Below are 22,780 nucleotides of genomic sequence, written 5' to 3'. Positions count from 1 at the left end.
TCGTGCCGCTTGCGAGGCGTCCGGTGCGAGGGGAACCGATATTCTGGCTCCCCAGGGATTTAGTGGCAATGGCCAAGTGGGACCCGAATAATGGTAGGGGTGTGGCTGTACGCAATTGGCGCTGAACGGACGTTCCCCAGCGGCAGCTCTTGGCCCGAACCGGACATCATCGCCAGCGGACGCAGCAATCTCCACGCTGCCATGGCAGGCGCCCGGATTTGTTGGTTGGTCGCATTCCGCAAAGCTACCACCAGAACGAAAAGAGCTGCGGATTGGGGATAAGGCTGACCGCCCCACTGCGCCCGCCATGTTGCAGCTAGCTGATGCCTCCGCCCGGTAGCCGCATTGCGCAGCCACCCAGTTGCGGCTCCACTGCCACTTACGATTCCACCAGGATCACCACGGACTCCGGCACCACGCCATCGTAGTCCATTGCATCCTGGGCTGCCTGGCTTTGCATCACCTTCGCCAGCGCATCCATATCCGGAACATCCATCATGATGGCTACCCGTGTCGGATTTTGCGGATCAACGAATGTTCGAATATTGGTCACGCCGATCGAGCCAAAAAGCTCTTTGCGTTTTGGCGAGTCGAGCCAGTGTTTCGCGCCCTTCGTGATGTCGTGGTGACCAATAACTGTCGGCATTCCACCCTCCTGTGTTGACGCGATGAGCCGGCCGCAGCGTTACATTGCGGAGGCAAGTATGCGCCCTTGAAGATGGGGCAATCAACAGGATGCCCACCGAATATTGCCGACACATAAGCCATACTACTCCGTGGCCTTGGTAATTCTACTGTCATCACTTCGACAAAGGCTGGAAGCTTGAGGACGTGACGAATAGTGCAATAGCCACAATACGGCTACGCAGGCCCGCACACAGCGCTTGTGCCCGGGGTGCTGAATGGACCGCTCCCGGCCCAGAGCGGTCGTCTGTCACAGGCCGGCAATCCGACCAGAGCCCCTAGCGCCACCGAGCGTAGGTCGATCGACGCCTGGTGGCCTCGAACACATAGTATCCGTCTATCTCGTGCACCCGGCAGCCGCCGAAGATCGCGCCGAGCTTGTTGCGGTACCAATCGCGTCTTTTGGTGACCATCCACATCGTCCCGCCCAGCACCAGCCGGTTGAAGCCCTTCTCGATGAAGTGCCGGGGAACGGAGAAATCGACATGGTAGGGCGGGTTCGAGATGATCTTGGTGAAGCCGGTCTCCCGCGTGTCCCTGAAGCCATCGGACAGCGCCACCGTCACGGCGGGCACCCCGTTGGCCTCGGCGTTGCGACGGGCGACCGCCACCGCCCTTGGGTCGTTGTCGAGCATGATCACCTGCGCTGGAGAAGCGTGGTGGGCGGCCAGAATGCCCACCAGGCCGTAGCCGCAACCTAGGTCGAGGACCTTGTCGTGTGGATCGAAGGTGATCCGTGAGAGCATTGCCAGTGTGCCGGCATCTGGCCGTTGCGGAGAGAAGAGGCCAGGTTCGGTCTGCAGTCGCAGCGCCACCGCGCCGATCGTCACGTCAAGCATAGTCATCCCCTCAAATGGATTTTGAGTGGGATCAGTGTTCCGGAAGGGTCGGGCCGCCCGCCGCACCGCCAGAGGCGGCCTTGGGCGAGGAGGCGGTATCGCTGCTCGCCCAGGGCGTGCAGTGACCATGCGCTCGTAGCGTTCGAACTCAGTCCTTGGCCGGCGGTGCACGACCGATGGCGAGGGCGGCTATTGCGATTGGGGCAGCGAGTTCAACCCAGAGAACGATCTGATCCATGGCAGTCGCGCCGAATCCAGGGCGAGCACAAGCGCTCGTTGCCCGGGTGGCGTCGTTGCCTTGGATCAGTAGGCTCGCATGGAGTGCTCCAGAGCGAAGAGTTCGCGCTGACCAGAATGACCTTGGCTCAGTCCCAAATCAAGAGTCCGCGTCTGGCGCATGGCGGACAGTCGCAGTGACCGCTTCTGAGGGCTGCCTGGCACGATGCGGACGTCTGGCCTTTGCGAGTGGATCTTTGGTAGGGTGTGCTTTCCGAATTTAGCACTGACCCGAAAGAACCAGCACGGCCCTGGCCGTGACAGGCTTTCATTCTTGCGACCAAGGTGGCGAAGATGAAGAAGCCTTTTGTTTCGTTGTGTCCGGAGATCACGCGGGCACACGCACTGATCCTGATGGACTGGCTGGAGGATGAACGCGTCACCCGCCACCTCAGCGATTCACGTAGTGTGTCTCGGTTCATCGCACAGGCCATAGATCGAACTCAGATGCCGATCCTGACACACCTGTTCAATCAGGGCGGCCGCTTCTTCATGGCCCACGATCGAGATGACAGGCCTGTCGGCTTCGTCCGTCTGGTCAGGACAGGCCGTGACTATGAGATCGTTCTGGTCATCGGAGACCACGACAACTGGGGTCGCAGGATCGGCTCAAGCACCATCCGCGAAGGTTTGAAGCTCGCTTTCCTCGAAATGCGAGCAGAGACCGTGATCGCGAAAATCCACCCGGACAACACGCGCTCGCTGAAGGCCTTCGAGCGCTGCGGTTTCCTTGCCAGGAGCGAGACGTCGACGCTCAAGTCGCTATCCATGACCGCTGGCCGGTATCGCCGGCTCCTGCGTGAAGGCGCCATGGCAGAGGCGACCGACATCTACATCACCGAGATGGACCAATCCCGGCTTCAGGAACTGATCGAGCTCGAGCATGGGCCCGCAGTCGTCGAACTTGAACACGAAATCGAACGAGCCATCGTCGTCGCTCCCGAGCGCGTCGCGCAGGATGTCGTGACAATGAACTCAAGGGTCGTGCTGCAGCTGGACGACGAAGAAAGGGAAGTGTCCCTCGTCTATCCGCAGGATGCCGACGAACGCTCCGGGAAGCTGTCGGTCCTGTCCGACCTGGGCGCCGCGATCCTGGGCTATCGAAAAGGCGACGCTATCGACTGGGTGGTTTCAAGTCGCACTCGACGCATTCTGATCGACCGGTTGATCTATCAGCCGGAAGCCTCGGGTGACTTTCACCTCTAGCACCTCGGGAAACCCGTTCGTCGCGTGTACTGCAATGCTTCCGTAGCTGGAGGACGCCCAACCCTGCGTGGCGCGTGCGATCCCTAGATGTCCTCCGGCGGCTCCCAGTTGGGCCAGTCGGCCACGTGCTCTTCCCACTCACCCGGCTTCACCGATTGCTCGGGCACGGTCCGGCCGCGGACGGACACACCAACGGCAACGACGGTGTCGGGGTCACCCGACACCAGCGGGTGCCACCAGGCGAGGCCCTTGCCTTCGGCGATGCGGCGATAGGCGCAGGTCACCGGGATCCACTCGATCGTGCGCACGTTCTCGGGCGTCAGCTTGATGCAGTCGGGCACGACCTTGAGCCGGTTGGGATAGTCCGTGCACTTGCAGCTCTCGCCGTCGAGCAGCCGGCAACGCACGTCCGAGACGTAGATATCGCCGGTATCCTCGTCCTCGAGCTTCATCAGGCAGCAGCGCCCGCAGCCGTCGCAGAGCGATTCCCACTCTGCCGGCGTCATCTCTTCGAGCGTCTTTTCTTCCCAGAACGGCATCGGGCACTTTCAGCAATTCGGTCGGGGACTGGGTAGCACAACCGGGGCGCGAAGCCACGCGCCACGACGCCTTGTGGCCGATGTGTCACACCAGCACGCCTCCGGCACCTGCTTGCCAGTATAGCGCAGCCGCGCGCCGAGAATCACCTACGGATAGCGACTTGATTTATATGAGGGTAACGTTGTCTTTCCGTAATGCACTTCTGCTTTCCGCCGCGTCCTTTGCGCTGTTCTCCGGCGCCGCCCAGGCCGCCGACCTTCTCGTTTCGGCAGCGCCGGAACAGGCCGTCGCCTCGTCGAACTGGGATGGCTTCTATGCCGGTATCTTCGCCGGATACGCCGCAGGCGATCTGACCACCACCGACAACTTCCTCATCATCTCCCCCTACGAAGCCGAGTATGCGGGCTACCTCGTTGGCGTGCAGGCGGGCTACAACTTCCACCTGACCGACAACGTGGTCGGCGGGTACAGCGTTGATATCGCCTACAACAGCGCCTCCTCCGACAACGATTCCTACGCCATTGCTCTCGATTGGAGCGGTTCGGTCACGTCCCGCATCGGCCTCGACCTCAACGGCATCGTCCCGTACGCGCTGGGCGGCATTGCAGCCACCACGGCTAGCGTGACCGACGGCAGCAACGTCACCGAGACGCAGACCCATATCGGCTACACGATCGGCGCCGGTGTCGAAGTTGCTCTGGCTGACAGCGTCTCGGCCAACCTCGAGTACCGCTACACCAGCTTCGGCACCAAGATTTACGACCTGGTCAACGTCACCACTGCCGACTTCGCCGATCACTCGATCCGCGCGGGTGTGAACTACCACTTCAACTAACCGGGACTAGGGTCAGAACGCCCTTGCCGGCGTTTCGTTTTTCGCCGAAATCGGCTATCTGTTAGCTGTTTTCGGCGAAGGCCCGTTTTCGGGCCCTGCGGAGCGTTTGGTGCAGGATCCGTTCTACCACAAAGAGAAGCGGCGCAAGAAAACCCGCATGCTGGCTGCGGATGCCTGGCTGGACTCCGCCATGTACGAGTTCGGCCAGTCGGTGGGGCGTGTCTACACCGTTGTCGAGGACTTTTTCTCCCGCTTCCGCGTCTCCGGCTTCAAGCGCTTCTTCGTCGAAATCTTCTCCGATGTGCTGAGCTTTGCCGCCATCGGCATGGTGCTGGTCACCGCGCTCGCGCTGCCGGCGTTCGACGCCACGGCGACCGGCCGCTTCAACAAGGTCGAGGACTACGCCGTCACCTTCCTTGATCGCTACGGCAACGAAGTCGGCCGCCGCGGCATCCGCTCCGACGATTCCTACCCGCTCGACAAGCTGCCCGACTATCTCGTCAAGGCGACGCTCGCCACCGAAGACCGGCGCTTCTACGAGCACTGGGGCATCGACGTCGTCGGCACGCTGCGCGCGCTGATGAGCAACGCGCAGGGCGATGCCTCGCTGCAGGGCGGCTCGTCGATCACCCAGCAGCTGGCCAAGAACCTCTTCCTCTCGTCCGAGCGCACGCTCGAGCGCAAGATCAAGGAAGCGTACCTCTCGGTCTGGCTCGAGTGGCACTACACCAAGGACGAGATCCTCAAGCTCTATTTCGACCGCGCCTACATGGGCGGCGGCGCCTTCGGTGCCGCGGCGGCGTCCGAGTTCTACTTCGGCAAGAAGGTCACCGAGATCACGCTCGCCGAGTCCGCCATGCTGGCGGGCCTGTTCAAGGCGCCGACCCGATATGCGCCGCACGTCGACATCGCGGCCGCCCGCGGTCGCGCCAACCTCGTGCTTTCCAACCTCGTCGATGCCGGGTTCCTCACCGAGGGGCAGGTCGCGGCCGCCCGTCGCAGCCCCGCCGTTCCGGTGGACCGCTCGGAGGAGGCGAACTCCCCCAACTACTTCCTCGACTACGCGTTCGAGGAGTCCAAGAAGATCATCGAGGCCAGCGGCAGCCGGTCCAATACCTTCGTCGTCCGCACCACGATCGATCCGGTGCTGCAGTCCTACGCCGAGGACGCGGTGACTTCGGTCGTGCGCGAGCAGGGCGAGGCGTATCGCGTGTCGCAGGCGGCGATGGTCGTCCTCGAGCCCAATGGTGCCATCCGGGCCATGGTCGGCGGCATGGACTACGGCAAGAGCCAGTTCAATCGCGCCATCGTGCCCAATCGCCAGCCGGGCTCGGCCTTCAAGCTGTTCGACTACGCCACCGCCTTCGAGATGATCCCCGAATACGATCCGGACACGATCGTTTCCGGCGCCACCCAGTGCATCGGCAACTGGTGCCCGCGCAACTACTCCGGCAACTCGGTCGGCCGCATCAGCCTGATCTCGGCCTTCCAGCAGTCGATCAACACCGTCCCGGTCAACCTCTCGATCAAGACCGGCCGGCAGCCGATCGCCGACTTCGCCCGCAAGATCGGGCTGCAGAACGATTTCCCCGTCACCCGCTCGCTGGCGCTCGGCGCCGCCTCGGTCAGCGTCATCGACATGGCCTCGTCCTATGCCGTGTTCGCCAACCACGGCTACAAGACGCCGGCCTTCGGCATCACCCGCATCTCGACCCTGACGGGCGAGCCGGTGTTCGACGCCGATCCCGACGCACCGCGCGAACGCGTGGTCAGCGAGCAGACCGTCAACTACATGAACCGCATGATGCGCGCGGTGGTCGAATCCGGCACGGGACGGCGCGCGCAGATCGAGGGCGTCCCCTCGGTGGGCAAGACCGGGACCACCTCGTCCTACCGAGATGCGTGGTTCTGCGGTTTCACCGGCAACTACGTTGCGGCCGTCTGGTTCGGCAACGACGACTACCAGATGACCCGGGAACTGACCGGCGGCACGCTTCCGACGATCGCGTGGCAGAAGTTCATGGCCTATGCGCATACCAATATCGAGATCAAGCCGGTGGAAGGCGTCAAGTTCCAGCCCGCTCCATTCGTGATCGCCAACGCCGCGCCCGAGGGACAACCGACCGTGCCGGCCGTCGAGCGTCCACCCGGGCTCAAGCCGGGGGCCGCCCAGAAGCTGCTCGATATGGCCAACCTCATCAACAACGCCCTGGGTGGCGCCGCCAATCAGGTCGCCCTCACCGTCGCCCCCGCCGCACCTTCCAAGAGCCTGTAATCCTTGCGCTTTCTCGTAAACATCGGTGCGATGCTGCTGGTCGCGCTGGTGGTCGGCTTCGGCCTCAGCTGGCACGCCCTCACCGACGGCCGCCTGTTCGGCGCCATCGCGATCGGCCCCTGGCAGGCATGGAAGGACGTCGGCACCCCCTCGCCCGATCCCTACACCCGCGCCTTCATCGCCCGCTCGGGCTCCCTTGAGCTCGGCATCAGCGAGGGCATCCAGTTCATCGCCACCACCGACAGCGACAACCGCCGCCTCGACCGCGGCTGCCGCTACCGCATCGACGGCAACACGCCGGCGGCGCGCTTCTGGACCCTCGTGCCCGTGGCGCCCGACGACGGCGCGCCCATCGCCCGCGAGGACGGCCCCACCGATTTCCACAGCGCCCGCCTCAGCCGCGCCGGCGACGGATCGGTGGCGCTCTATGTCTCCAAGACCCTGGCACCGCAGAACTGGCTCGAGATCACGGGCGAGGGACCCTTCGACCTGATGCTGACCCTCTACGACACGGCCAGCTTCTCCGGCACCACGAGCGAGATCACAGCCCTGCCCGCGATCATCCGCGAGGCCTGCACATGATCCGCACCCTGCTCTGGCTGCTCGGCGGCGTCGTCCTTGGCGGCATTATTCACATCGTGGTGATCCTGAGCCTGCCGACCCTCTCGGCCAGCGCGGCCTGGGATCGCGTGGCAGCGCTCGGCGAGAGCTCCGCCCCCACCATCCTGCCCGCGGCGAAGTCCGGCGAACCCAACCCGCTGCGGCTCGACCCCGAGCTCGCCTATGCGGTGTGCCGGCTTGACCTCCGAAAAGGGCCCGGCTCCGTCACCGGCACCCTGCCCCAGGCCTATTGGTCGGTCGCCGTCTATGGCCGCGCCGGCACCGTGATCTACGCGACAACCAACCGCGACGGCATCGGCACCAATCTCGACCTTGGCGTCTTCAACCCCGGCCAGACCCGCCTACTCGCCGAGCAGCAGCTCGATATCGCCGAGGGACTCCTGATCGTCGAGGCCAAGGAAGATGATCTTGCTGTGGTCGTGCGGCTCGCCCCACCCCACCCCGAAATGCGCGCCCGCTTCGAAAAGGCCCTGACGGGCCTCAAGTGCGGGAACATCGCCACCTGACTACTTGCGGTATTCGCCTTCGCTGGGCGCATCCATGAGCACCCGGCCGGGGACGGCGATGGCCCTGTCGTTCCACCCATCGGCAACATCGATGCAGAACTCGCCGCGCTCGGCGTGGTCGATCCAGATGGCCATCGCACTCAGTCGCTCGTCGACGCGTACCGCTTCGGTGTGGGGCGTCTCGACCAGGAAGTGGTCCAGCGCATAGCCGTAGGAGTCGTAACGGTAGCGGAGCGCGCGTACGAAGCGTGCGATGTAAAGGTCGTTCTCCGCCCGCCTGGTGCGCATTTCAGTGACCATCTCGGCTTCGAGGTCACGAAGCTCGGCGGCAGCGACGGCGCGCTGGCGGTCGACTTCGATCACCGCACAGATCGACTTGAAAGTGGTGGGTAGCGTCAGCAGGTCAGCGCCCGCGTCATCGGCCATGGTGTTGAAGCGGACGCGAGATGAGGCATAGGGCTCGCGGCTGAGCCAGCGATAGTAAAGGTCGTCGCGCCCTGCCCTCTTGCTGAACAGGCTCGCGACCATCACCACCTGCTCGTAGTCGAAGGCCCAGTCCTTGACGTGGCGCGCGATGAGGAAGCGGTACACGCGATCGTGCATCTCGCGTTCCTGGTCGGTGACATTGAAGCCGGAGACTGGCTGGCCTGCGGCCCGCCGCCCCCAGCGGTCGAGTTCGGGGATGATCTGGTCGTTCAGCACGCCGGGCTTCACCCGGCCGAAGTCGCCGATCTCATGGGCGGGGACCTGCCCTGCCCATGCCAATCCAAGCACGACCAGACTGGCTTTCAGCAACGAACTAGCCACGGCGGCGCTTGCCGCCCGCTGCAGCGCCAGCCGGTTTGTCCGGTGATCCATTCCGCTCGTAGCGGATGCCGGTGAACAGCACGATTTCGCCCGCGCCCTCCGCTTGGGAGCGCGTTTTCGAGTTGCGTCCGCGCTTGGGGAGTTGAACCAGCTTTCCCAACCTTGCCTCCGGCGGATGGGCGAATGTTGCCGAGGCTCATTCCTGCGGCAAATCGGGAGCGACGCGTGAACCCGACGAGGCCATTAAGAGTTCGTCAAGGTTAACAGTTCGCTAACGATTTCAGGAAATAGTCGATCTCGTGGTTGAGGCCCGAATCCATGGGGCCTCGCAGGGCGAATGATGATCGGTTTCCAGCCTTACGAGACGTTCCAGCTCCTCATCGAGACTGGCGGCGTCGATCGAACGAATACTCTTTTGTGCGCTGCGTGCGATGCCTTCGCACGTCGCGGTCGGCCGACCAGTGCCGAAATGGAACAGTTCGTGGCGCTCGCCCAGCGTCTGTTCCCGGCAGCTGCGCCAGCGGCGCGGGCCAAGGCAGCAGCCACCCTCGGCCGCTCCGAGGATCTCTCGCCCGAGCTCGAGGAACTCGTTGTCCGCTACCTCGGCGATGACCTCGCAGACTATCTGGTCTCGGCACCCAAGCTCTCCGAGAGCACCATGCTCAAGGTGCTGTCGTCGGGCGACGTGACGCTCGGCGCCGCCCTCGCCCGGCGCGGCGAACTCTCCAATGGCGTGCTCGGCCGCCTGTTCCAGATGAACAGCCGCAAGGTCTATCGCGCGCTCGCCACCAATACGGCCATCGTGCCCCGCGGCCCCTATCTCAGCGCCCTCGCCCGCTCGGCACAGATGGACCATCAGGTGGCCTGGTCGCTCGCGGCGCGCGAAGACTTCGATGCCGCCCTCCTCGCTCCCGCCTTCTTCGACCTGGGCGAGAACGACCGCATCAAGGTAATCAACGCCTTCGCCAAGCGCGACACGCCCGCGGCCCCGATCAAGCGCACGCTCGAGCAGCTCTCGGTTGCCACCAGCGAGCTGACGCGCGCGCTGATGAAGCTCTTCTCTGAGAACCGCCGCCCCGAGGTCACGCGGCTGCTCCACCAGATCACCGGTCTCGACGAAGTCCGCTGCGGCCAGATCGCCCACGACACCTCCGGCGCCGCCCTCTTCGTCGTGCTGCGCGCCTTCGGCTGCAATGCCCAGGACGGGCTCAAGGTGCTGATCCACGCCACCTCGCACGATCAGGACCGGTCCAGGGCCCTTGCCGACTTCTCGCTGCTGTTCGAGACGGTCAGCGTCGACGCCACGGCGTTCCTGATGAGCGCCTGGCGCGGCGAGGTGAACCTGCTCGACATGACCAAGCCCGAGTACAAGCCGTTCGATCCGGATCGCCGCCGCATCCCGCCGCCGCAGACCCGCGATCGCGACCCGGTCGTCGACCAGGCCATCGAGGCCCTGGCACGCATCGGAGCAAGGGCGTCCTAGTCGCCGGCTAACCCGGCACGTCGATACCGATATCGCCGCTGCGCAGCTCGAGCGACACCACCCACAGATCGGGATCGAAATCCTGTTCGCGTTCGATGCGCTCGCGCACCTTGAGCGGCTCGACATGGTCGAGGCGGAGCTGGAACAGGCGCGATTCGGTGTCGTCCAACCGGCTGGTGGCCGGCGCGGGGGTATAGAGTGAAACCTCGCCGTTGAGATGATCCACCTCGACGAAGATCTGCCCCGCGATCGGGTCGCCCCGGCGCGTGACCACGCACATGTGGCCGATATCGTTGTGTCGCCTGACGAAGGCTGAGACCCACAGGTCGGTGCGGAACATAAGCGCTCATGCCGCAAAACCGCGCGCTTGACTAGAGTGGTGCGTGACTACCTCCGCGACCTGCGCCGGATCATCGACCGAGACGACGAGCATTTCGGCCGGCGAATCTCGATGTGGGGGTGGGTCGAATCCATGTGGCATCGGACGGCACCGCACGCAGTGCCGTCAACTCAGATGCCCGCGGACTAGAGGACCGCCCCGTTGTCGACCAGCAGATCCATCAACTCAGGCGTAATCCGGCCGGTCACCTTGTAGTTGAAGTAGACCTCGAAGTTGCGGATCGCCTTGGCTGTCGCCTCACCGGCGACGCCGTCCGCGGGGCCGTGCAGGAAGCCGAGGCTGGCAAGGCCGCGCTGGATCTTTGCGACCACCACCGGATCGGTCACAGAGATGGGCTTCACCTGGTCGGGCGTGGCGTCGGTATCGAGCACGGCGATGGTCTCACCGGGCTTGGGCGCCTCTTCCTCGATCTTGAGCGGCACGCCCACCTGCGGATTGTCGGGCAGAGCAGCGAGTTGCTGCGTGCGCGGCACCAGCGCGATCGGCGCGGCCGCTTCTGCGACAGCATTCGCGGTGGCCTTGGCCTGCGCGGCGAAGGCCTGGGCCGCCGGCTTCTTTGGCGGCGTGGTCATGGTCATCGACTGCACGCCGTCGATAATGGTGTTGATTGCGTCGCCAGCGGTATCGGCGGCCATCTCGAGCGCCTGTTCGGGCGTCTCCGGAACCGGGCGTCCGAGCAGCTTTGGCGCGGGGCTTGCCTGCTTCACCTTGGGCGCGGGCGCCACTGCAGCGAGCGGCTTGGTACCGGAAACGGCCGCCAGAGACTGCGGCTGCACGGCCTCTGCCGGCGCGAGTACTTCCCCGACGGGCGCTGCCTGCACCTTAGGCAGCGTGATCGTCACGGCCGGTTTGGGTTCGACCGTCGCGGCTGGTGCCGGCGCCGGTGCCGGGACCGGCGCGGGTTCTGGTGTCGACAACGGCGCCGCCAGAATCGCTGCGATGACCTCGCGCGACAGCTCGCCCATGGGCCGCAGCCCGCGCTGTTCCTCGAACTTGCGGATGGCGCGCGCCGTTTGCGGCCCGTAGTAGCCATCGACGGTGCCGGTGAAGAGCTGCAACTGCTCGAGCTTGCGCTGGACTTCGAACACATCCTTGTTGCCGATCGGCCCCTCGGACGTCGCGACCGGTTCGGTCGCTGCGACGGACTTGAGTTTGACCGGCGTGCCCATGGCAAAGCTCTTGGGCCGCGTCTTGGGAATCACCGGCTCCATCTCGATCGAGCCGGTGGTCATCTCCTCGGCAGCCGTGAAGAGTGGCGCAGGATGCTCGTGTCTCTGTCCATAGAGGGCGTTCGACCCTGCCATCGCGGTGGTCGCGACGAGCAAGGCGATCGCCGAATTGGTGAGCGGCGCGCGCATGTAGCGCGCAATGACCCAAAGTGCCGCCCGGCCTGTGTGGGCCAATGCGACACCGCCGACCTGCATGGGCAGGTGCGCCAGAGATGCTGCCGTCATAGGGCTCTTTTTCTTTCGTCGTACCATTGGGGCATATGCTGCGTGACCGGGTCCCGGTGAAGGGGCGTAACGGCGCCAGTTTCCTCCACCTTGGTTTCCGGACCGTTTATCGGCAGCAGAACCGTCATCACGGTCCCCTCCCCTGGCGACGACGACGCATGGAGCGTTCCGTCGTGCAGTTCGACGAGTCCCTTGACGATCGAGAGGCCCAATCCGGTGCCCTCGTAGCGGCGCGCCAGCCCGTCCTGGGCCTGGAAGAACGGCTCTCCGATGCGCTGTACCGATTCCTCGCCCATGCCGATGCCGTGGTCGGCAACCGAGATGGCGAGGTGCCGGCCCTGCCGCTTCATGGCGAGCGTCACCACCGAGTGTTCGTTGGAGAACTTCACCGCATTCGACAGCAGGTTGATCAGTATCTGCCGGCAGGCCCGCTCATCGGCGATGAGAAGCGGCAAGGTGCGCGGGATATCGGTCATCAGGCGCACCGACTTCTCGCGCGCCATGGCGTCGACCATCTTGAGGCAGGGCTCGACCAGCGATTCGGGGGCGAGCGGTTCGGTGTTGAGCTCGAACTTGCCCGCTTCGAGCCGGCTCATGTCGAGCAGCATGCGCACGACGCCGATCAGGTGATGGCCGCTCTGCTGGATCAACGTGGCGTATTCATTGTGCTGCGGCGAGAGGTCGCCGACGACGCCCGAGGTCATCATCTCCGAGAAGCCGACGATGGCGTTGAGCGGCGTCCTGAGCTCGTGCCCGATGGTGGCAAGGAAGCGCGACTTGGCGTTCGAGGCCTCTTCGGCGGCCTTGCGCGCGCGCTGCAGCTCGATCATCTGGTCGTGCCGCTCGGTCACGTCACGGAGCAGGATGACGACCTCGTTTCGGCCGCGTGGCATGTCCTCGTCGATCACCGGTGTCAGCGACACCTCGACCCATACGAACTTGGGCGGAGCGGCAGACGGGCCGGGCTCGTCGCGACGCATGCGAATCTCGATGCGGCGGGTCAGCCCGTCCTGGTTGGCCTCGGCGAAGGCGGTGAGATAGGCCGGGCGGTCGAGGACATGGATGCGCTCGATAAGCCCGTTGCCGCTGAGTTCGAAACGCCGGCAGCCGAACAGCTTCTCCGACGAGCGCGAGGTGAACAGCACCGTGCCATCGGGGGCAAAGCGCATCACAGCGTCCTGCACATGCTCGATGAGGTGGCGATAGGCGTTGATCTGCGCCTTCTCGTAGACCTCGAACACGCTGTTGAGCCGGTTCGCCGAAACCGCGACGATGGTCGCCGCAACGCAGAAGATGAAGCCGCCCATCAGGGCGTAGCTGAAGCTGAACGGCTCGGGCCAGCCCAGCATCCCGAAATGGGCCGCTGCGCCAAACCCGACGACGGCGACGAGGATGGCCCAGGCGCGCTTCTTCACCGGCGTGCGGCTGAGGAGCGAAGCCTGCACCGGCGCCAGCACGGCAATGGCGAGGCCGAAATCGGCGATCGCGGGATCGGCCACGGTCAGCAGCAGGCCGCAGAGCAACGTGCCATAGACCTGAGCCGCACCGGCTCGCTCGTACTGCCCGCGTTGGCAGAACGCCATGGCAATCACGCCCACCGTCACTCCGGTGACGGCGAGAATGAACGGGAGCAGCAGCAGCTGGGTCAGCGCGTAGAGCGCTGCGGGCAGCCCGATGATACTTGCAAGAAGGATAAGCCGGGCATTGGTCGAGATCGCCCGGCGCCGCAGCGCTTCGGGGCGCCCCTCGGCTCCGCGCAAAGGCGCGGACCGATCGGCGTCACTCAACCATGACCAGAGGCTACGCATAACTCGAACCAACCGCCCCGTCGCCCTTCTTATTGTTACCAGGAGCTTCCACTCCAACGCCTAATGCCGCTTTAAGGGAAACCGCCCGCCCGGGCCTTGCCACCGCGATCCACAGCCTTGCTCGCCGGGTTTCTGGCGTTAGCGTAAACAGTTGGTTGCGGTGACAGGTGGAACCTGACCGCTACCCCGTCCATCACTCCGCACCCGCACTCCCGCTACTGCGGGGGCCGAATCGCAACGCACCAATCCCAGCGCTTTCCGGGATGGTGGGAAGTCGCCAGTGAAGAGGGTCCGGACGCGCCCACTCCAATTCGCGTAAACTTTTATCGAAATCTCGAAACGCCACTTAAGCCGGCGCGCCTAACGTTGCTTCCTGAAACCGGCACAGGCTTGCCACACGACGAGGCGTTCATGTTTCTTCTGAGGTCCGCATTCTGGCTCACGGTGATGTTCCTCATCATCGCGCCCAAGGACTTCGACCTGGGCAAGACCGCGAGCGCCGCGTCGCAACAGGCACTCGAGGCCGGCCAGGAGGCGATCGTCGCCCAGATTCTTGCGACCGATTGCGCCGATCTGAGATGTGCCGGCGGCAAGGCGGCTCTTTCTGTCCTCGCCGGCAGCAAGCTCCCGTCCGCCGACCAGCCGAATGCTTCGTCGAATTCTCCGGTCCCGCTTCCCCGACCGCGACCGGATCGGATGGGTTAGTCAGGGTTCGCGTCACTTCCCCGACGCTACTCCAACGAGCGATCCCTGGCCCGAGCCGCAGTGCGCTGCCCCGCACTGCGGCTCTCTAGTTCTGGGGCCCGCGATGTCCTATCTATCCCGTATGAGCCACCCGAACGCTTTCGCCGAAATCGCCGAGAACCTCTCCTACCTGGACGACTGGGAAGACCGGTACCGCTACATCATCGAACTCGGCCAGGCCCTGCCGGCGCTCGCCGAGGAAGAGAAGAACGCCGAGAACAGGGTGCATGGCTGCGTGTCGCAGGTCTGGCTCGTCTCGAGCAGCAACGGCGACCAGCTCATCTATCGCGGCGAGTCCGACGCCATGATCGTTCGCGGCCTTGTTGCAGTGCTCATCGCCCTCTACTCGGGGCGCCCGGCTCGCGAGATCGCCGACACCGACGCCATCACCATCTTCGACGAACTGGGCCTACGCGAGCACCTCACCACGCAGCGTTCCAATGGCCTCGTCGCCATGGTCAACCGCATCCGCGGCGAAGCGCGCCAGCTGGCTGCAGCCTGAACCAGATCCCTCATTCGAACATCGCCACGCGTGGGCCCTCCCTCCAGCCACGCTGCCTCGCGCCTGTGCCGGTGGCGGCTGCGCTGAGCCCATAGACTTCGGCCAGCCGGTCGAGGGCGATGCGCAGCACCAGCTTGGCGCTTCGCCGGGGCCAGCCCCGCTCGGCTTCGACCTGCTGCAGGCCCTTGCCGAAGCCGCAGACGTCGAGCACCACCTCGGCACAGTCGCGCGGCAGCTCGTGGTGCAGATTGGCCAGCGCCTTGCGCGCATCGGCAGCCATGTCGCCGATCTCAGAATGCCCGGCCCCGCCCCCGGCAACATGGGCGGCCGAGTAGCTCATGGTCAGGCGCGGCTGCAACTGGGCACGTTCGACGAGCCGGCGGAGGCGCTCACCGGCTTCGACCTGATGCGGCATGAGGAACGCGGCGCCATCGGGGCCCGGCGTCGCCAATCGCGCCAAGGGGCTTTCGGCGAGGTTCATCGTCGCGCCCTCGGCGCCCTTTGCCTCCACCCGGTGCTGCGCTGCGAACGCATCAGCATCCAGCATCTGGCGCTTGAGCCACTGTGCCGTGCCCGCAATGGCTCGGCATGTATCGCGGTCGCCGGCGATCACGCCCTGGGCAACGAGTTCCCTCGCCTCGGCCGCCGGAAGCGCAGTGTTACCAGCGGCGACGAAAGTGCCTCCCTCGCGCCGAGCGTCGGCGCCGGCGAGGAGAGCCCGCACGAAGCGCAGCGCCGCCTTGCTAGCTCGCTGCATGGGCGAGCTCCTGCTCCTGCGTCGCTTCGCCGGCCAGTTCGCGTTCAATCCGACCAACCCGGTCATCGAAGGCAGGGTCTTCGCGCATTTCCTCTATCAGGGCGCAGGCATAGGAGACTGTGGTGCGGTCGCGACCGAAGAAACGGCCTACTTCCGAGTAGATCCGGCTGTAATGCGTGTGCATGAGGTACATTGCCAGCTGCCGGGCGAGAGCGATTTCGGCCTTGCCCCGGTCGGGACCGAACAGCTCGCTCACCCTTATCCGCCGGTCTGCCGCAACCAGTTCGGCCAGGTGCCAGCCACGCGGATCGGCCCGTCGCCGATCGAACCGCAGGACCCGCCCCGCTCGCTTTCGCACCAGTACGGGGCCCTCACCCGCATACGCCTCGAGACTACGCATTGCCGCCTCCTCAATATAGGACGATATTCCTATATCGGGCAATGGGCGTCACGGGGATAAGTCAGGGAAACCAGACCCAGAAAGCAGCGTGGCCGCCCCTTGCGGAGCGGCCACGCCGAATACGACAGTTTCTCAGGACGTCAGGCGGCCTTGCGGCCCAGGCCATTGTCCTTGGCGAGGCGCGACCGGGTCGCCGAGTAGCTCGGGGCGACCATCGGATAGTCGGTCGGCAGGCCCCACTTCTCGCGATACTCTTCCGGCGAGAGATTGTAGTGCGTGCGAAGGTGCCGCTTGAGGGATTTGAACTTCTTCCCGTCCTCAAGGCAGATGATGTAGTCGGGGGCGACCGACTTCTTGATCGGAACGGCCGGCTTCAGCTCCTCGACCGGTTCGGCGGCCGACGGGGACTGCAGGCCCCTGAGCGCGGCGTGCACATCGGCAATCAGCTTGGGCAGGTCGGTGACGCTCAGCGCATTGTGGCTAACATAAGCGGAGACAATGTCGGCGCTCAGATCGATGAGATCGTTGTCAGCCGCGGCATTGCCGCTGATGATATCGTTCATTTCGGGTCCTTTTCTGCGGTACGTCCGGGTAAAGAGGTGGCATCCTCACCGGAGACTGGTTCTGTAGAACCGCTGCATTGCAAACGCAATAGCAACTGTCACAACTGTGTATAACTGATTGTTTCGGGCAATAGTGTGCAATTGCTTTGGCGGATCACTTCAAATCGTCCACAGTCGTCGCCTTAGTCGGCTCTTCCCCGCTACGAAATGCCGCACGCGCGAGCAGGTGCGCGGAAACCGGAGTGGACAGCAAAAGGAAGACGATGCCGAGCAGGGCGCGAAGAACCACAGCACCGTCCAGGGAAACAACTGCGACTGCGAGAAAAACGAGCCCCGCCCCGATTGCTCCAGCCTTCGATGCCGCGTGCAGCCGAGTATAGAGATCGGGCAGCCGCAAGACACCGATCGCCGCGATCAGGCTAAATCCGGCGCCGGCAAGGACCAGGAAAGCCGCGAGATACTGCGCGAACTCTGCCATCACGGCGCCTCTTCCGTTCGGGACCTGCGGCTCGCCCGCGCAAGCAGGTAGCGCGCCAGCGCGACTGTCGAGAGGAAGCTGACCAGCGCCAGCGCGATGGCGATGTCGATATAGAGCGAGAACCCCGTCACAACGGCAATGCCGGCGATAAAAGCGGCGGCCAAGAGGCTGATCATGTCGAGCGCGAGGATGCGATCGCCGAGGTTGGGCCCGCGCACCAGCCGAATCACGGTGACGAACATTGCGATCAGCAGCAGGCCCAGGGCGGCGAGCCCCGCCCATTGCAGTGCCATGGCGCCGCTCATCTGAAAGCTCCCATGACCTGTCGCTCGAAGCCGTCGGCGATCTCCTTGATGAAGGCCTCCCGGTCGGTGAGGTGGATGACGTGGATGTAGAGCAGCCGGCGGTCCTCCGAGACATCGACGCTCAGCGTGCCTGGCGTCAGCGTGATCAGGTTGGCGAGGAGCGTGATCTCGCCGTCCGTTTTCGCCGTGAGGGGAAACGCCACGATGGCGGGCCGGATGTGGTCGTTGAGATCCGGCCGCAGCACCAGCCGCGCGACACGCAGGGCACTGAGCACCAGTTCGACGACAAACGTCACGGCAAGGCCGACGATCCGCGTCGCCCGCCCCAGCACGCCCGGCGACGACACGAACTGTCGGACGACGAACAGGCAGGCTCCGCCCACTGCGGCGCCGAGCAGTAGGTTGGGCACGCCGAAGCTGCCGGTCGCGGCCGCCCAGCCCACTGCCAGCACGACGGTCAACAGCGCGAGGTTCATGGCTCACCTCCGGCAACACCGGTCGCCGCCACGTAGTCGGCAGACTGGAGCAGCCCCGCAGCCGCCTGCTTGCCAAAGCCTAGGAGCGGCTCGGGCCAGACGCCGAGCAGGAAAACGGCGAGCGTCAGCACAGCGGTTGGCGCAAGGCCCAGCCAGGTGGCGCGCCGGTCGAGGCGGCGCAGGTCCGGATTTGGCGCCTCGTTCTCGGCGCTCTCATGCCCCGCCCGCCAGAATATATGCCCCCAGAGCCGGCTTCCCGCGATCAGCGTCAGCAACGCATTGACCAGCACGCCGACCCACAGGGCGAGCGCCCAGCCGTCCCAATTCGGCGCCCAGCCCGCGATACCGCCCTCGACCAGCAGCAGCTTGGGCCAGAAGCCGAGGAAGGGCGGCACGCCCGCTACGGCCAGCATCAGCACGAAGAACAGCACCGAAGGCAAGGACGCAGCGGCGTAGAGGCCGCCCATGCGCCGCGTGTCGGTTTCGCCGGTCATCGCTTCGATCAGCCCGGCGACGAGATAGAGGCCGGTAATCGTCAGCATGGCGTGCAGCACATAGGTCGCCGCTCCGGCGAGGCCCGCTTCGTTGTTCAGCGCGATGCCGGTGACGGTCGCCCCGATGCCGCCGATGACGAGAAAGCCAAGCGCACGTCGCAGGTTGGTCTCGGCAATGGCGCCGAGCGGGCCGAGGATCAACGTTCCCAGCGCCACGACGACCAGTACGGGCTCGAGAACCTCGCGGCTTGCCGGCAACAGCATGGTCATGGCGCGCAACAGCGCATAGACGCCCACCTTGGTGAGCAGCCCCGCCATCAGCGCCGACACGGCGGCCGGCGGCGCGTGATAACTCGCCGGCAGCCACGCGTTCACCGGGAAGGCGGCTGCCTTCATGCCGAAGGCAAGCAGCAGCAGGGCCGCGATCGAAGCCATCACGGCCGGATCCGCGGCGGGGGCCTTGGCGACGATGTCGGCCATGTTGAGCGTGCCGAGAGTGCCGTAGGTCAACCCGAGCGAGAGCAGGAAGATCGTCGTCGCGAAGAAGTTGAGGAAGCCGTACTTGACCGTGGCGTCGAGCTGGCTATTGCGCCCGCCCAGCACCATCAGCCCCAGGCTCGCAATCAGCATGACCTCGAACCAGACGTAGAGGTTGAAGAGATCGCCCGTGAGGAAGGAGCCACTGACGCCGGCGAGCAGCAGCAGGACCAGCGGATAGACCCCATCGCGACGGGCCCGGTCCGGCATGTCGAGCCTGAGATAGACCAGTACCAGCAGCGTCACGCCCGCAGCGGCGAGCGCGAAGACCGCCCCCACCAGGTCTGCGGTGAAACTGATGCCGAAGGGCGGCAGCCAGTTGCCCATGGTCATCGACACCGGCCCCTGCTCCGCGATGCGCGTGGCCAGCGCGATGTCGCCCAGGAGGAGCACGGCCACAGTCCCGAGCGCCATCCAGTACTGCGCTTCCTTTGCCTCGCGCAGCATCAGCAGCAGTGCGGCGCCGAGGAGCGGCAGCACCACCGGCAGGATGACCAGCCAATCGACGGGATGGATCGCCATGTCCTGCATCACGCCCTCCATCAGTAGCTCATCGGTGGCTTGGGCGCGTTGCGAGGCTCGGCGACGCGCATCTTGTCGGTGTCGTCGGCATCGAGCGACTGGTAGGCCCGATAGGCCAGCACGAGCAGGAAGGCGAACATGGCAAATCCGATGACGATGGCCGTGAGGATCAGCGCCTGCGGCAGTGGATTGGCGGCGCCGGCCATGGGCACCTTGGCGCCCTCAGGCACAATAGGCGGCACGATGCGGCCGAGCCGGCCGGACACGAGGATTACGAGGTTCACACCGTTGCCCAGCAGCACGAGCCCTAGCAGCATGCGGATCAGCGAGCGCGACAGCAGCAGGTAGATCGCGGCGGTGAGGAAGATACCGGCCAGCAGGGCAACGAGGTGATCCATCACGCGTCCTCCCCGTCCGATTCCAGCGCCAGCGCTACCGCGGCGATCGTGCCGAAGACCACGAAGTAGACCCCGATGTCGAAAACCATCGGCGTCGAGAGTGCGACCTCGCTGCCATCGAGATCGAAGATCGACCACAGGCCGGTGAGGAAGGGCACGTCGAAGGCCAGCGAAAGCACGCCTGAAAGCCCGGCCAGTGCGAGACCGAAGCCAGCCATGGCGAGGGGATGAACGTTCAGCGCGGTGCGCGCAGCCTCCCCACCCATCGCCATCCCGTAGATGGCAAGAGCCGAGGCTGCGATCAGCCCGCCGATGAAGCCGCCTCCGGGCTCGTTATGGCCCCGCAACAATACGAAGACCGAGAAGACAAGCATCACCGCCGTCAGCAACGGCGCGATCGTGCGGAAAATGAGCGTGCTCATGCGAGCTCCTTCCGGCCGGCCGGCAGCGGGACGTCCTCGGCTGGCACCGGTGCCCCCCGCGGGCGCCGCTTCCGGCCGCGGATGAGCGCGAGAATGGCGATCCCCGCTGTCATCACGACGGCGATCTCGCCCAGAGTATCCAGTCCGCGGAAGTCGACGAGGATGACGTTGACCACGTTATGCCCGTGCGCCACCGGCACGCTGTTGGCGTCAAAGAACCTCGAAAGCGCGAGGTCGAGCGGTCGCTCCAGCACCGACCAGAGCAGGCTCGTGACCGCCACGCCCACCAGCAGCGCCAGCGATCCGTCGCGCACCCAGTCCTCGAACGGACGGCTGTCATCTGCGTCGAGGTTGAGCCGGGTCATGACGAGGGCGAGGATTACCACCGAGAGGACCTCGACCATCAACTGGGTAAAGCCGAGATCAGGCGCACCGACGAGGATGAACAGCAGCGCCACGGACAGGCCCTGTACGCCCAGGGCGAGAATGGCGAAGAGCCGGCTTCGGGCGACGATAACGGTCACCACACCCACCACCGCCAACAACGCCACGCCGGCCTCATAGAACTGGACATCGATGGAACTGGGCCAGCTAGGTAGTCCGCCCATCAGCCAGAGCGGCAGCACGGCAGCCGCGGCCAGCAGCGCGAAGACCACGAAGAGGTAAAGTTCGAGCCGCCCGTGGTGCAGCAGTCGCGTCACGGCGCCCGAGAGGCGCACGAGGCCGAAATAGACCGCGTCGAACCCTCGGTCGAAGTTCCAGCCGATCGCCAGTTCGGTGCGACGCAGGAGCGTGCGGGCGAAATCGACACGCAAATAGAGCCCCAGCGCCAATGCCCAGGTGACGACGGAGAGCCAGAACGGCAGGCCGAAGAAGTCGATGCCGAGCTTGAGGTGGGAGTAGACGGCGCTGCCCAGTATCGCGGACGTCGCGGGCGCCACTATCGCGCCCCCCACAAGCGACGGCAGGAAGCCCAGGAGGATGCCGAGCCCTCCCATCACCACCGGCCCCGCCAGCATCGGCACCGGTGCCTCATGCGGTTCGATCGGCGTCGGCAGCAGTTCGCCCATGAACGGGCGGATGAGCACGACCAGCCCCACCGCGCCCAACACCGCATTCCCGATCACCAGGGCCCCCAGCGCGACGAGCGGCAGCCACTGACCGAGCGCCAGCGCCGCGTACATTTCCTCCTTGGCGAAGAAGCCGAGAACGGGAGGCAGGCCCAGCATCGCCACCGAGGCCATGATGGCGCCGATGAAGGTCACCGTCATGGTGTCCCTCAGCCCGCCCAGTGCGGTGATGTCCCGGGTGCCCGTGCCGTGATCGATGGCGCCCACGATGAGGAACAGGGCCGCCTTGTAGAGCGCATGGGCAAGGAAGTAGAGCACCGCCGCGGTCACGGCGAGCTCGGTCCCCACGCCCAGCAGCAGCATCAGCAGGCCCAGCGAGGCGAGCGTCGTCTGCGCGAGCATCTGCTTGAGATCGGTCTGGCGAATGGCGGCGACGGCGCCCCAGAGCATCGTCGCGCCGCCGAACCCCATCAGCGTCAGGTTCCACAGCAGCTCGCCGCCAAGCTCCGGCGTCATTCGCGCGACGAGATAGACACCGGCCTGCACCATCGTCGCCGAGTGGAGATAGGCCGACACAGGCGTCGGCGCTTCCATTGCGTTGGGCAGCCAGAAGTGGAACGGCAATTGCGCCGACTTGGTGAAGGCGGCGAGCAGCACCAGCAGCACCAGCAGCGGGTAGACGTCGAGGGCGCGCAGGCCGTTGGCGGCGCTCAGTTCCCAGCTACCCGAGATGGTGTAGATCAGCACCCCGGCGGCAAGCAGCGCCAGTCCACCGAGACCCGTCACCACCAGCGCCTGGATGGCCGCCCGGCGCGCGGCCTGCCGCGTGTGGTCGAAGCCGATAAGGAGGAACGAGGTGACCGAAGTCAGCTCCCAGAAGAGGTAGAGCGCGATCAGGCTGTCGGCGAGCACCAGACCCTGCATCGCGCCCATGAAGGCGAGGAGGAAGGCGAGGAAGCGATCCTGCCGATGGCCCTTCAGGTAGGCGCCCGAATAGAGCAGGATGAACGTGCCGATGCCGGCGATGGTCAGCGCGAAGGTAAGGCTCAGCCCGTCGACGAGGAAGCTCAGGCTGATGCCCCATGAGGGCGCCCACGCCCAGGCGACCGGCAGGGCCGCCCCGACCGAGACCGGCCCAACCAGCGTCCACAGCGCCACGAAGCCCGCCGCCGGCACCAGCGCCACGATCCATCCCGTAAAGGCGCCAGCCAGCCGGTGAACGAGCGGCACCAGGGCCGCAGCCACGAAGGGCAGCAGAACGCTGATCAGTACGGCGATGTCCGGCCTTGCCTCCACTGCCTCCAAACCTCTTTGCGGATTCGATTTTGCGACAGCTTAGCCAGTCGGGCCGCCCCGGCAAGGCAAACCGGCCAGAAGC

Annotated in this window: 25 protein-coding genes; 8 read left to right on the top strand and 17 right to left on the bottom strand. The window is 65.3% G+C overall.

The genetic code is table 11. From position 1 onward, the window contains the following. Positions 1-379 precede the first annotated feature (379 nt). Both PRN20_RS08415 and PRN20_RS08410 read right to left on the bottom strand, forming a co-directional pair. Positions 380-646, bottom strand: a complete 267-nt coding sequence (locus PRN20_RS08415; protein ID WP_273956845.1) for a hypothetical protein — start codon at positions 644-646, stop codon at positions 380-382. Positions 647-962: 316 nt separating this feature from the next. Then, positions 963-1,523, bottom strand: a complete 561-nt coding sequence (locus tag PRN20_RS08410) for a class I SAM-dependent methyltransferase (RefSeq protein WP_273956844.1) — start codon at positions 1,521-1,523, stop codon at positions 963-965. A 570-nt stretch (positions 1,524-2,093) separates the two neighbouring features. Here PRN20_RS08410 and PRN20_RS08405 point away from each other — a divergent pair. Continuing rightward, positions 2,094-3,005 carry a bifunctional GNAT family N-acetyltransferase/nucleoside diphosphate kinase regulator gene (locus PRN20_RS08405; protein ID WP_273956843.1) on the top strand — a complete coding sequence of 304 codons (912 nt, stop codon included), beginning with the start codon at positions 2,094-2,096 and terminating at the stop codon, positions 3,003-3,005. 83 nt (positions 3,006-3,088) lie between these two features. On the opposite strand, the gene PRN20_RS08400 is transcribed toward PRN20_RS08405, so the two are convergent. Beyond that, on the bottom strand, positions 3,089-3,544 hold the full coding sequence (locus PRN20_RS08400) for a YcgN family cysteine cluster protein (protein ID WP_273956842.1): 456 nt from the start codon (positions 3,542-3,544) through the stop codon (positions 3,089-3,091). 182 nt (positions 3,545-3,726) lie between these two features. Between PRN20_RS08400 and PRN20_RS08395 the strand changes: the two genes are divergently transcribed. From PRN20_RS08395 to PRN20_RS08380, 4 genes are all read left to right on the top strand, one after another. Further along, the gene (locus PRN20_RS08395) at positions 3,727-4,380 is read left to right on the top strand and encodes an outer membrane protein (protein WP_273956841.1); all 654 of its coding nucleotides are present in this window, start codon (positions 3,727-3,729) and stop codon (positions 4,378-4,380) included. Between the two features lie 109 nt (positions 4,381-4,489). Then, on the top strand, positions 4,490-6,655 hold the full coding sequence (locus PRN20_RS08390; protein WP_273956840.1) for a transglycosylase domain-containing protein: 2,166 nt from the start codon (positions 4,490-4,492) through the stop codon (positions 6,653-6,655). A gap of 3 nt (positions 6,656-6,658) precedes the next feature. Further along, positions 6,659-7,237, top strand: a complete 579-nt coding sequence (locus tag PRN20_RS08385) for a DUF1214 domain-containing protein (RefSeq protein WP_273956839.1) — start codon at positions 6,659-6,661, stop codon at positions 7,235-7,237. Continuing rightward, a complete protein-coding gene (locus tag PRN20_RS08380; RefSeq protein WP_273956838.1) occupies positions 7,234-7,782 on the top strand; it encodes a DUF1254 domain-containing protein in 549 nt (182 codons plus the stop codon). The genes PRN20_RS08385 and PRN20_RS08380 overlap by 4 nt, the downstream gene beginning before the upstream one ends. On the opposite strand, the gene PRN20_RS08375 is transcribed toward PRN20_RS08380, so the two are convergent. Next, entirely contained in the window at positions 7,783-8,577 is a 795-nt protein-coding gene (locus tag PRN20_RS08375) for a hypothetical protein (RefSeq protein ID WP_273956837.1), read from the bottom strand. It lies immediately after the preceding gene. A 481-nt stretch (positions 8,578-9,058) separates the two neighbouring features. On the opposite strand from PRN20_RS08375, the gene PRN20_RS08370 reads away from it, so the two are divergent. Then, entirely contained in the window at positions 9,059-10,072 is a 1,014-nt protein-coding gene (locus tag PRN20_RS08370) for a DUF2336 domain-containing protein (protein WP_273956835.1), read from the top strand. A gap of 7 nt (positions 10,073-10,079) precedes the next feature. Here PRN20_RS08370 and PRN20_RS08365 read toward each other — a convergent pair whose 3' ends face one another. The 3 genes from PRN20_RS08365 to PRN20_RS08355 all read right to left on the bottom strand — a co-directional run bounded on the left by PRN20_RS08365 (position 10,080) and on the right by PRN20_RS08355 (position 13,686). Continuing rightward, positions 10,080-10,412 carry a DUF1491 family protein gene (locus PRN20_RS08365; RefSeq protein WP_273956834.1) on the bottom strand — a complete coding sequence of 111 codons (333 nt, stop codon included), beginning with the start codon at positions 10,410-10,412 and terminating at the stop codon, positions 10,080-10,082. A 185-nt stretch (positions 10,413-10,597) separates the two neighbouring features. Then, entirely contained in the window at positions 10,598-11,926 is a 1,329-nt protein-coding gene (locus PRN20_RS08360) for a peptidoglycan-binding domain-containing protein (RefSeq protein WP_273956832.1), read from the bottom strand. Then, positions 11,923-13,686, bottom strand: coding sequence for a PAS domain-containing sensor histidine kinase (locus PRN20_RS08355; RefSeq protein WP_273956831.1), 1,764 nt, complete (start codon positions 13,684-13,686; stop codon positions 11,923-11,925). The genes PRN20_RS08360 and PRN20_RS08355 overlap by 4 nt, the downstream gene beginning before the upstream one ends. A 459-nt stretch (positions 13,687-14,145) precedes the next feature. Between PRN20_RS08355 and PRN20_RS08350 the strand changes: the two genes are divergently transcribed. Continuing rightward, positions 14,146-14,439, top strand: coding sequence for a hypothetical protein (locus PRN20_RS08350; RefSeq protein WP_273956830.1), 294 nt, complete (start codon positions 14,146-14,148; stop codon positions 14,437-14,439). Positions 14,440-14,560: 121 nt separating this feature from the next. Further along, complete coding sequence (locus PRN20_RS08345) at positions 14,561-14,980, top strand: SufE family protein (protein ID WP_443112562.1); 420 nt, start codon at positions 14,561-14,563, stop codon at positions 14,978-14,980. Positions 14,981-14,990: 10 nt separating this feature from the next. Here PRN20_RS08345 and PRN20_RS08340 read toward each other — a convergent pair whose 3' ends face one another. The 10 genes from PRN20_RS08340 to mbhE all read right to left on the bottom strand — a co-directional run bounded on the left by PRN20_RS08340 (position 14,991) and on the right by mbhE (position 22,698). After that, on the bottom strand, positions 14,991-15,737 hold the full coding sequence (locus tag PRN20_RS08340; RefSeq protein ID WP_273956828.1) for a DUF6456 domain-containing protein: 747 nt from the start codon (positions 15,735-15,737) through the stop codon (positions 14,991-14,993). Further along, positions 15,724-16,137: a helix-turn-helix domain-containing protein gene (locus PRN20_RS08335; RefSeq protein WP_273956827.1), complete on the bottom strand. Its 414-nt coding sequence runs from the start codon at positions 16,135-16,137 to the stop codon at positions 15,724-15,726. Before PRN20_RS08335 ends, PRN20_RS08340 begins: the two co-directional genes overlap by 14 nt. Before the next feature lie 140 nt (positions 16,138-16,277). After that, a complete protein-coding gene (locus PRN20_RS08330; protein ID WP_273956826.1) occupies positions 16,278-16,700 on the bottom strand; it encodes a MucR family transcriptional regulator in 423 nt (140 codons plus the stop codon). Between the two features lie 154 nt (positions 16,701-16,854). Further along, the gene (gene mnhG / locus PRN20_RS08325) at positions 16,855-17,181 is read right to left on the bottom strand and encodes a monovalent cation/H(+) antiporter subunit G (RefSeq protein ID WP_443112544.1); all 327 of its coding nucleotides are present in this window, start codon (positions 17,179-17,181) and stop codon (positions 16,855-16,857) included. Then, entirely contained in the window at positions 17,178-17,483 is a 306-nt protein-coding gene (locus PRN20_RS08320) for a monovalent cation/H+ antiporter complex subunit F (RefSeq protein ID WP_273956824.1), read from the bottom strand. The genes mnhG and PRN20_RS08320 overlap by 4 nt, the downstream gene beginning before the upstream one ends. Beyond that, positions 17,480-17,959 (bottom strand): Na+/H+ antiporter subunit E, encoded by a 480-nt coding sequence (locus PRN20_RS08315; RefSeq protein WP_273956823.1) that lies wholly within the window; start codon positions 17,957-17,959, stop codon positions 17,480-17,482. Before PRN20_RS08315 ends, PRN20_RS08320 begins: the two co-directional genes overlap by 4 nt. Continuing rightward, positions 17,956-19,533: a proton-conducting transporter transmembrane domain-containing protein gene (locus PRN20_RS08310; protein ID WP_273956822.1), complete on the bottom strand. Its 1,578-nt coding sequence runs from the start codon at positions 19,531-19,533 to the stop codon at positions 17,956-17,958. The genes PRN20_RS08315 and PRN20_RS08310 overlap by 4 nt, the downstream gene beginning before the upstream one ends. Next, complete coding sequence (locus tag PRN20_RS08305; RefSeq protein ID WP_273956821.1) at positions 19,533-19,910, bottom strand: Na+/H+ antiporter subunit C; 378 nt, start codon at positions 19,908-19,910, stop codon at positions 19,533-19,535. Before PRN20_RS08305 ends, PRN20_RS08310 begins: the two co-directional genes overlap by 1 nt. Next, positions 19,910-20,332 (bottom strand): MnhB domain-containing protein, encoded by a 423-nt coding sequence (locus tag PRN20_RS08300; RefSeq protein ID WP_273956820.1) that lies wholly within the window; start codon positions 20,330-20,332, stop codon positions 19,910-19,912. Before PRN20_RS08300 ends, PRN20_RS08305 begins: the two co-directional genes overlap by 1 nt. Further along, complete coding sequence (gene mbhE, locus PRN20_RS08295; protein ID WP_273956819.1) at positions 20,329-22,698, bottom strand: hydrogen gas-evolving membrane-bound hydrogenase subunit E; 2,370 nt, start codon at positions 22,696-22,698, stop codon at positions 20,329-20,331. The genes PRN20_RS08300 and mbhE overlap by 4 nt, the downstream gene beginning before the upstream one ends. Positions 22,699-22,780: the final 82 nt, after the last annotated feature.

It is taken from the genome of Devosia sp. ZB163, from assembly GCF_028613635.1.
Taxonomy (GTDB): domain Bacteria; phylum Pseudomonadota; class Alphaproteobacteria; order Rhizobiales; family Devosiaceae; genus Devosia_A.
This window is presented reverse-complemented; position numbering and strand designations above follow the sequence as displayed.

Coding starts and splice junctions, on each gene's coding strand:
- PRN20_RS08360 (WP_273956832.1), bottom strand. CDS start 11,926: ATGACGGCAGCATCTCTGGCGCACCTGCCCATGCAGGTCGGCGGTGTC.
- PRN20_RS08300 (WP_273956820.1), bottom strand. CDS start 20,332: ATGAGCACGCTCATTTTCCGCACGATCGCGCCGTTGCTGACGGCGGTG.
- PRN20_RS08335 (WP_273956827.1), bottom strand. CDS start 16,137: ATGCGTAGTCTCGAGGCGTATGCGGGTGAGGGCCCCGTACTGGTGCGA.
- PRN20_RS08410 (WP_273956844.1), bottom strand. CDS start 1,523: ATGCTTGACGTGACGATCGGCGCGGTGGCGCTGCGACTGCAGACCGAA.
- PRN20_RS08340 (WP_273956828.1), bottom strand. CDS start 15,737: ATGCAGCGAGCTAGCAAGGCGGCGCTGCGCTTCGTGCGGGCTCTCCTC.
- PRN20_RS08370 (WP_273956835.1), top strand. CDS start 9,059: ATGGAACAGTTCGTGGCGCTCGCCCAGCGTCTGTTCCCGGCAGCTGCG.
- PRN20_RS08365 (WP_273956834.1), bottom strand. CDS start 10,412: ATGTTCCGCACCGACCTGTGGGTCTCAGCCTTCGTCAGGCGACACAAC.
- PRN20_RS08400 (WP_273956842.1), bottom strand. CDS start 3,544: ATGCCGTTCTGGGAAGAAAAGACGCTCGAAGAGATGACGCCGGCAGAG.
- PRN20_RS08350 (WP_273956830.1), top strand. CDS start 14,146: ATGTTTCTTCTGAGGTCCGCATTCTGGCTCACGGTGATGTTCCTCATC.
- PRN20_RS08315 (WP_273956823.1), bottom strand. CDS start 17,959: ATGAACCTCGCGCTGTTGACCGTCGTGCTGGCAGTGGGCTGGGCGGCC.
- PRN20_RS08330 (WP_273956826.1), bottom strand. CDS start 16,700: ATGAACGATATCATCAGCGGCAATGCCGCGGCTGACAACGATCTCATC.
- PRN20_RS08305 (WP_273956821.1), bottom strand. CDS start 19,910: ATGGATCACCTCGTTGCCCTGCTGGCCGGTATCTTCCTCACCGCCGCG.
- PRN20_RS08320 (WP_273956824.1), bottom strand. CDS start 17,483: ATGAGCGGCGCCATGGCACTGCAATGGGCGGGGCTCGCCGCCCTGGGC.
- PRN20_RS08415 (WP_273956845.1), bottom strand. CDS start 646: ATGCCGACAGTTATTGGTCACCACGACATCACGAAGGGCGCGAAACAC.
- PRN20_RS08345 (WP_443112562.1), top strand. CDS start 14,561: ATGAGCCACCCGAACGCTTTCGCCGAAATCGCCGAGAACCTCTCCTAC.
- PRN20_RS08310 (WP_273956822.1), bottom strand. CDS start 19,533: ATGGAGGGCGTGATGCAGGACATGGCGATCCATCCCGTCGATTGGCTG.
- PRN20_RS08405 (WP_273956843.1), top strand. CDS start 2,094: ATGAAGAAGCCTTTTGTTTCGTTGTGTCCGGAGATCACGCGGGCACAC.
- PRN20_RS08380 (WP_273956838.1), top strand. CDS start 7,234: ATGATCCGCACCCTGCTCTGGCTGCTCGGCGGCGTCGTCCTTGGCGGC.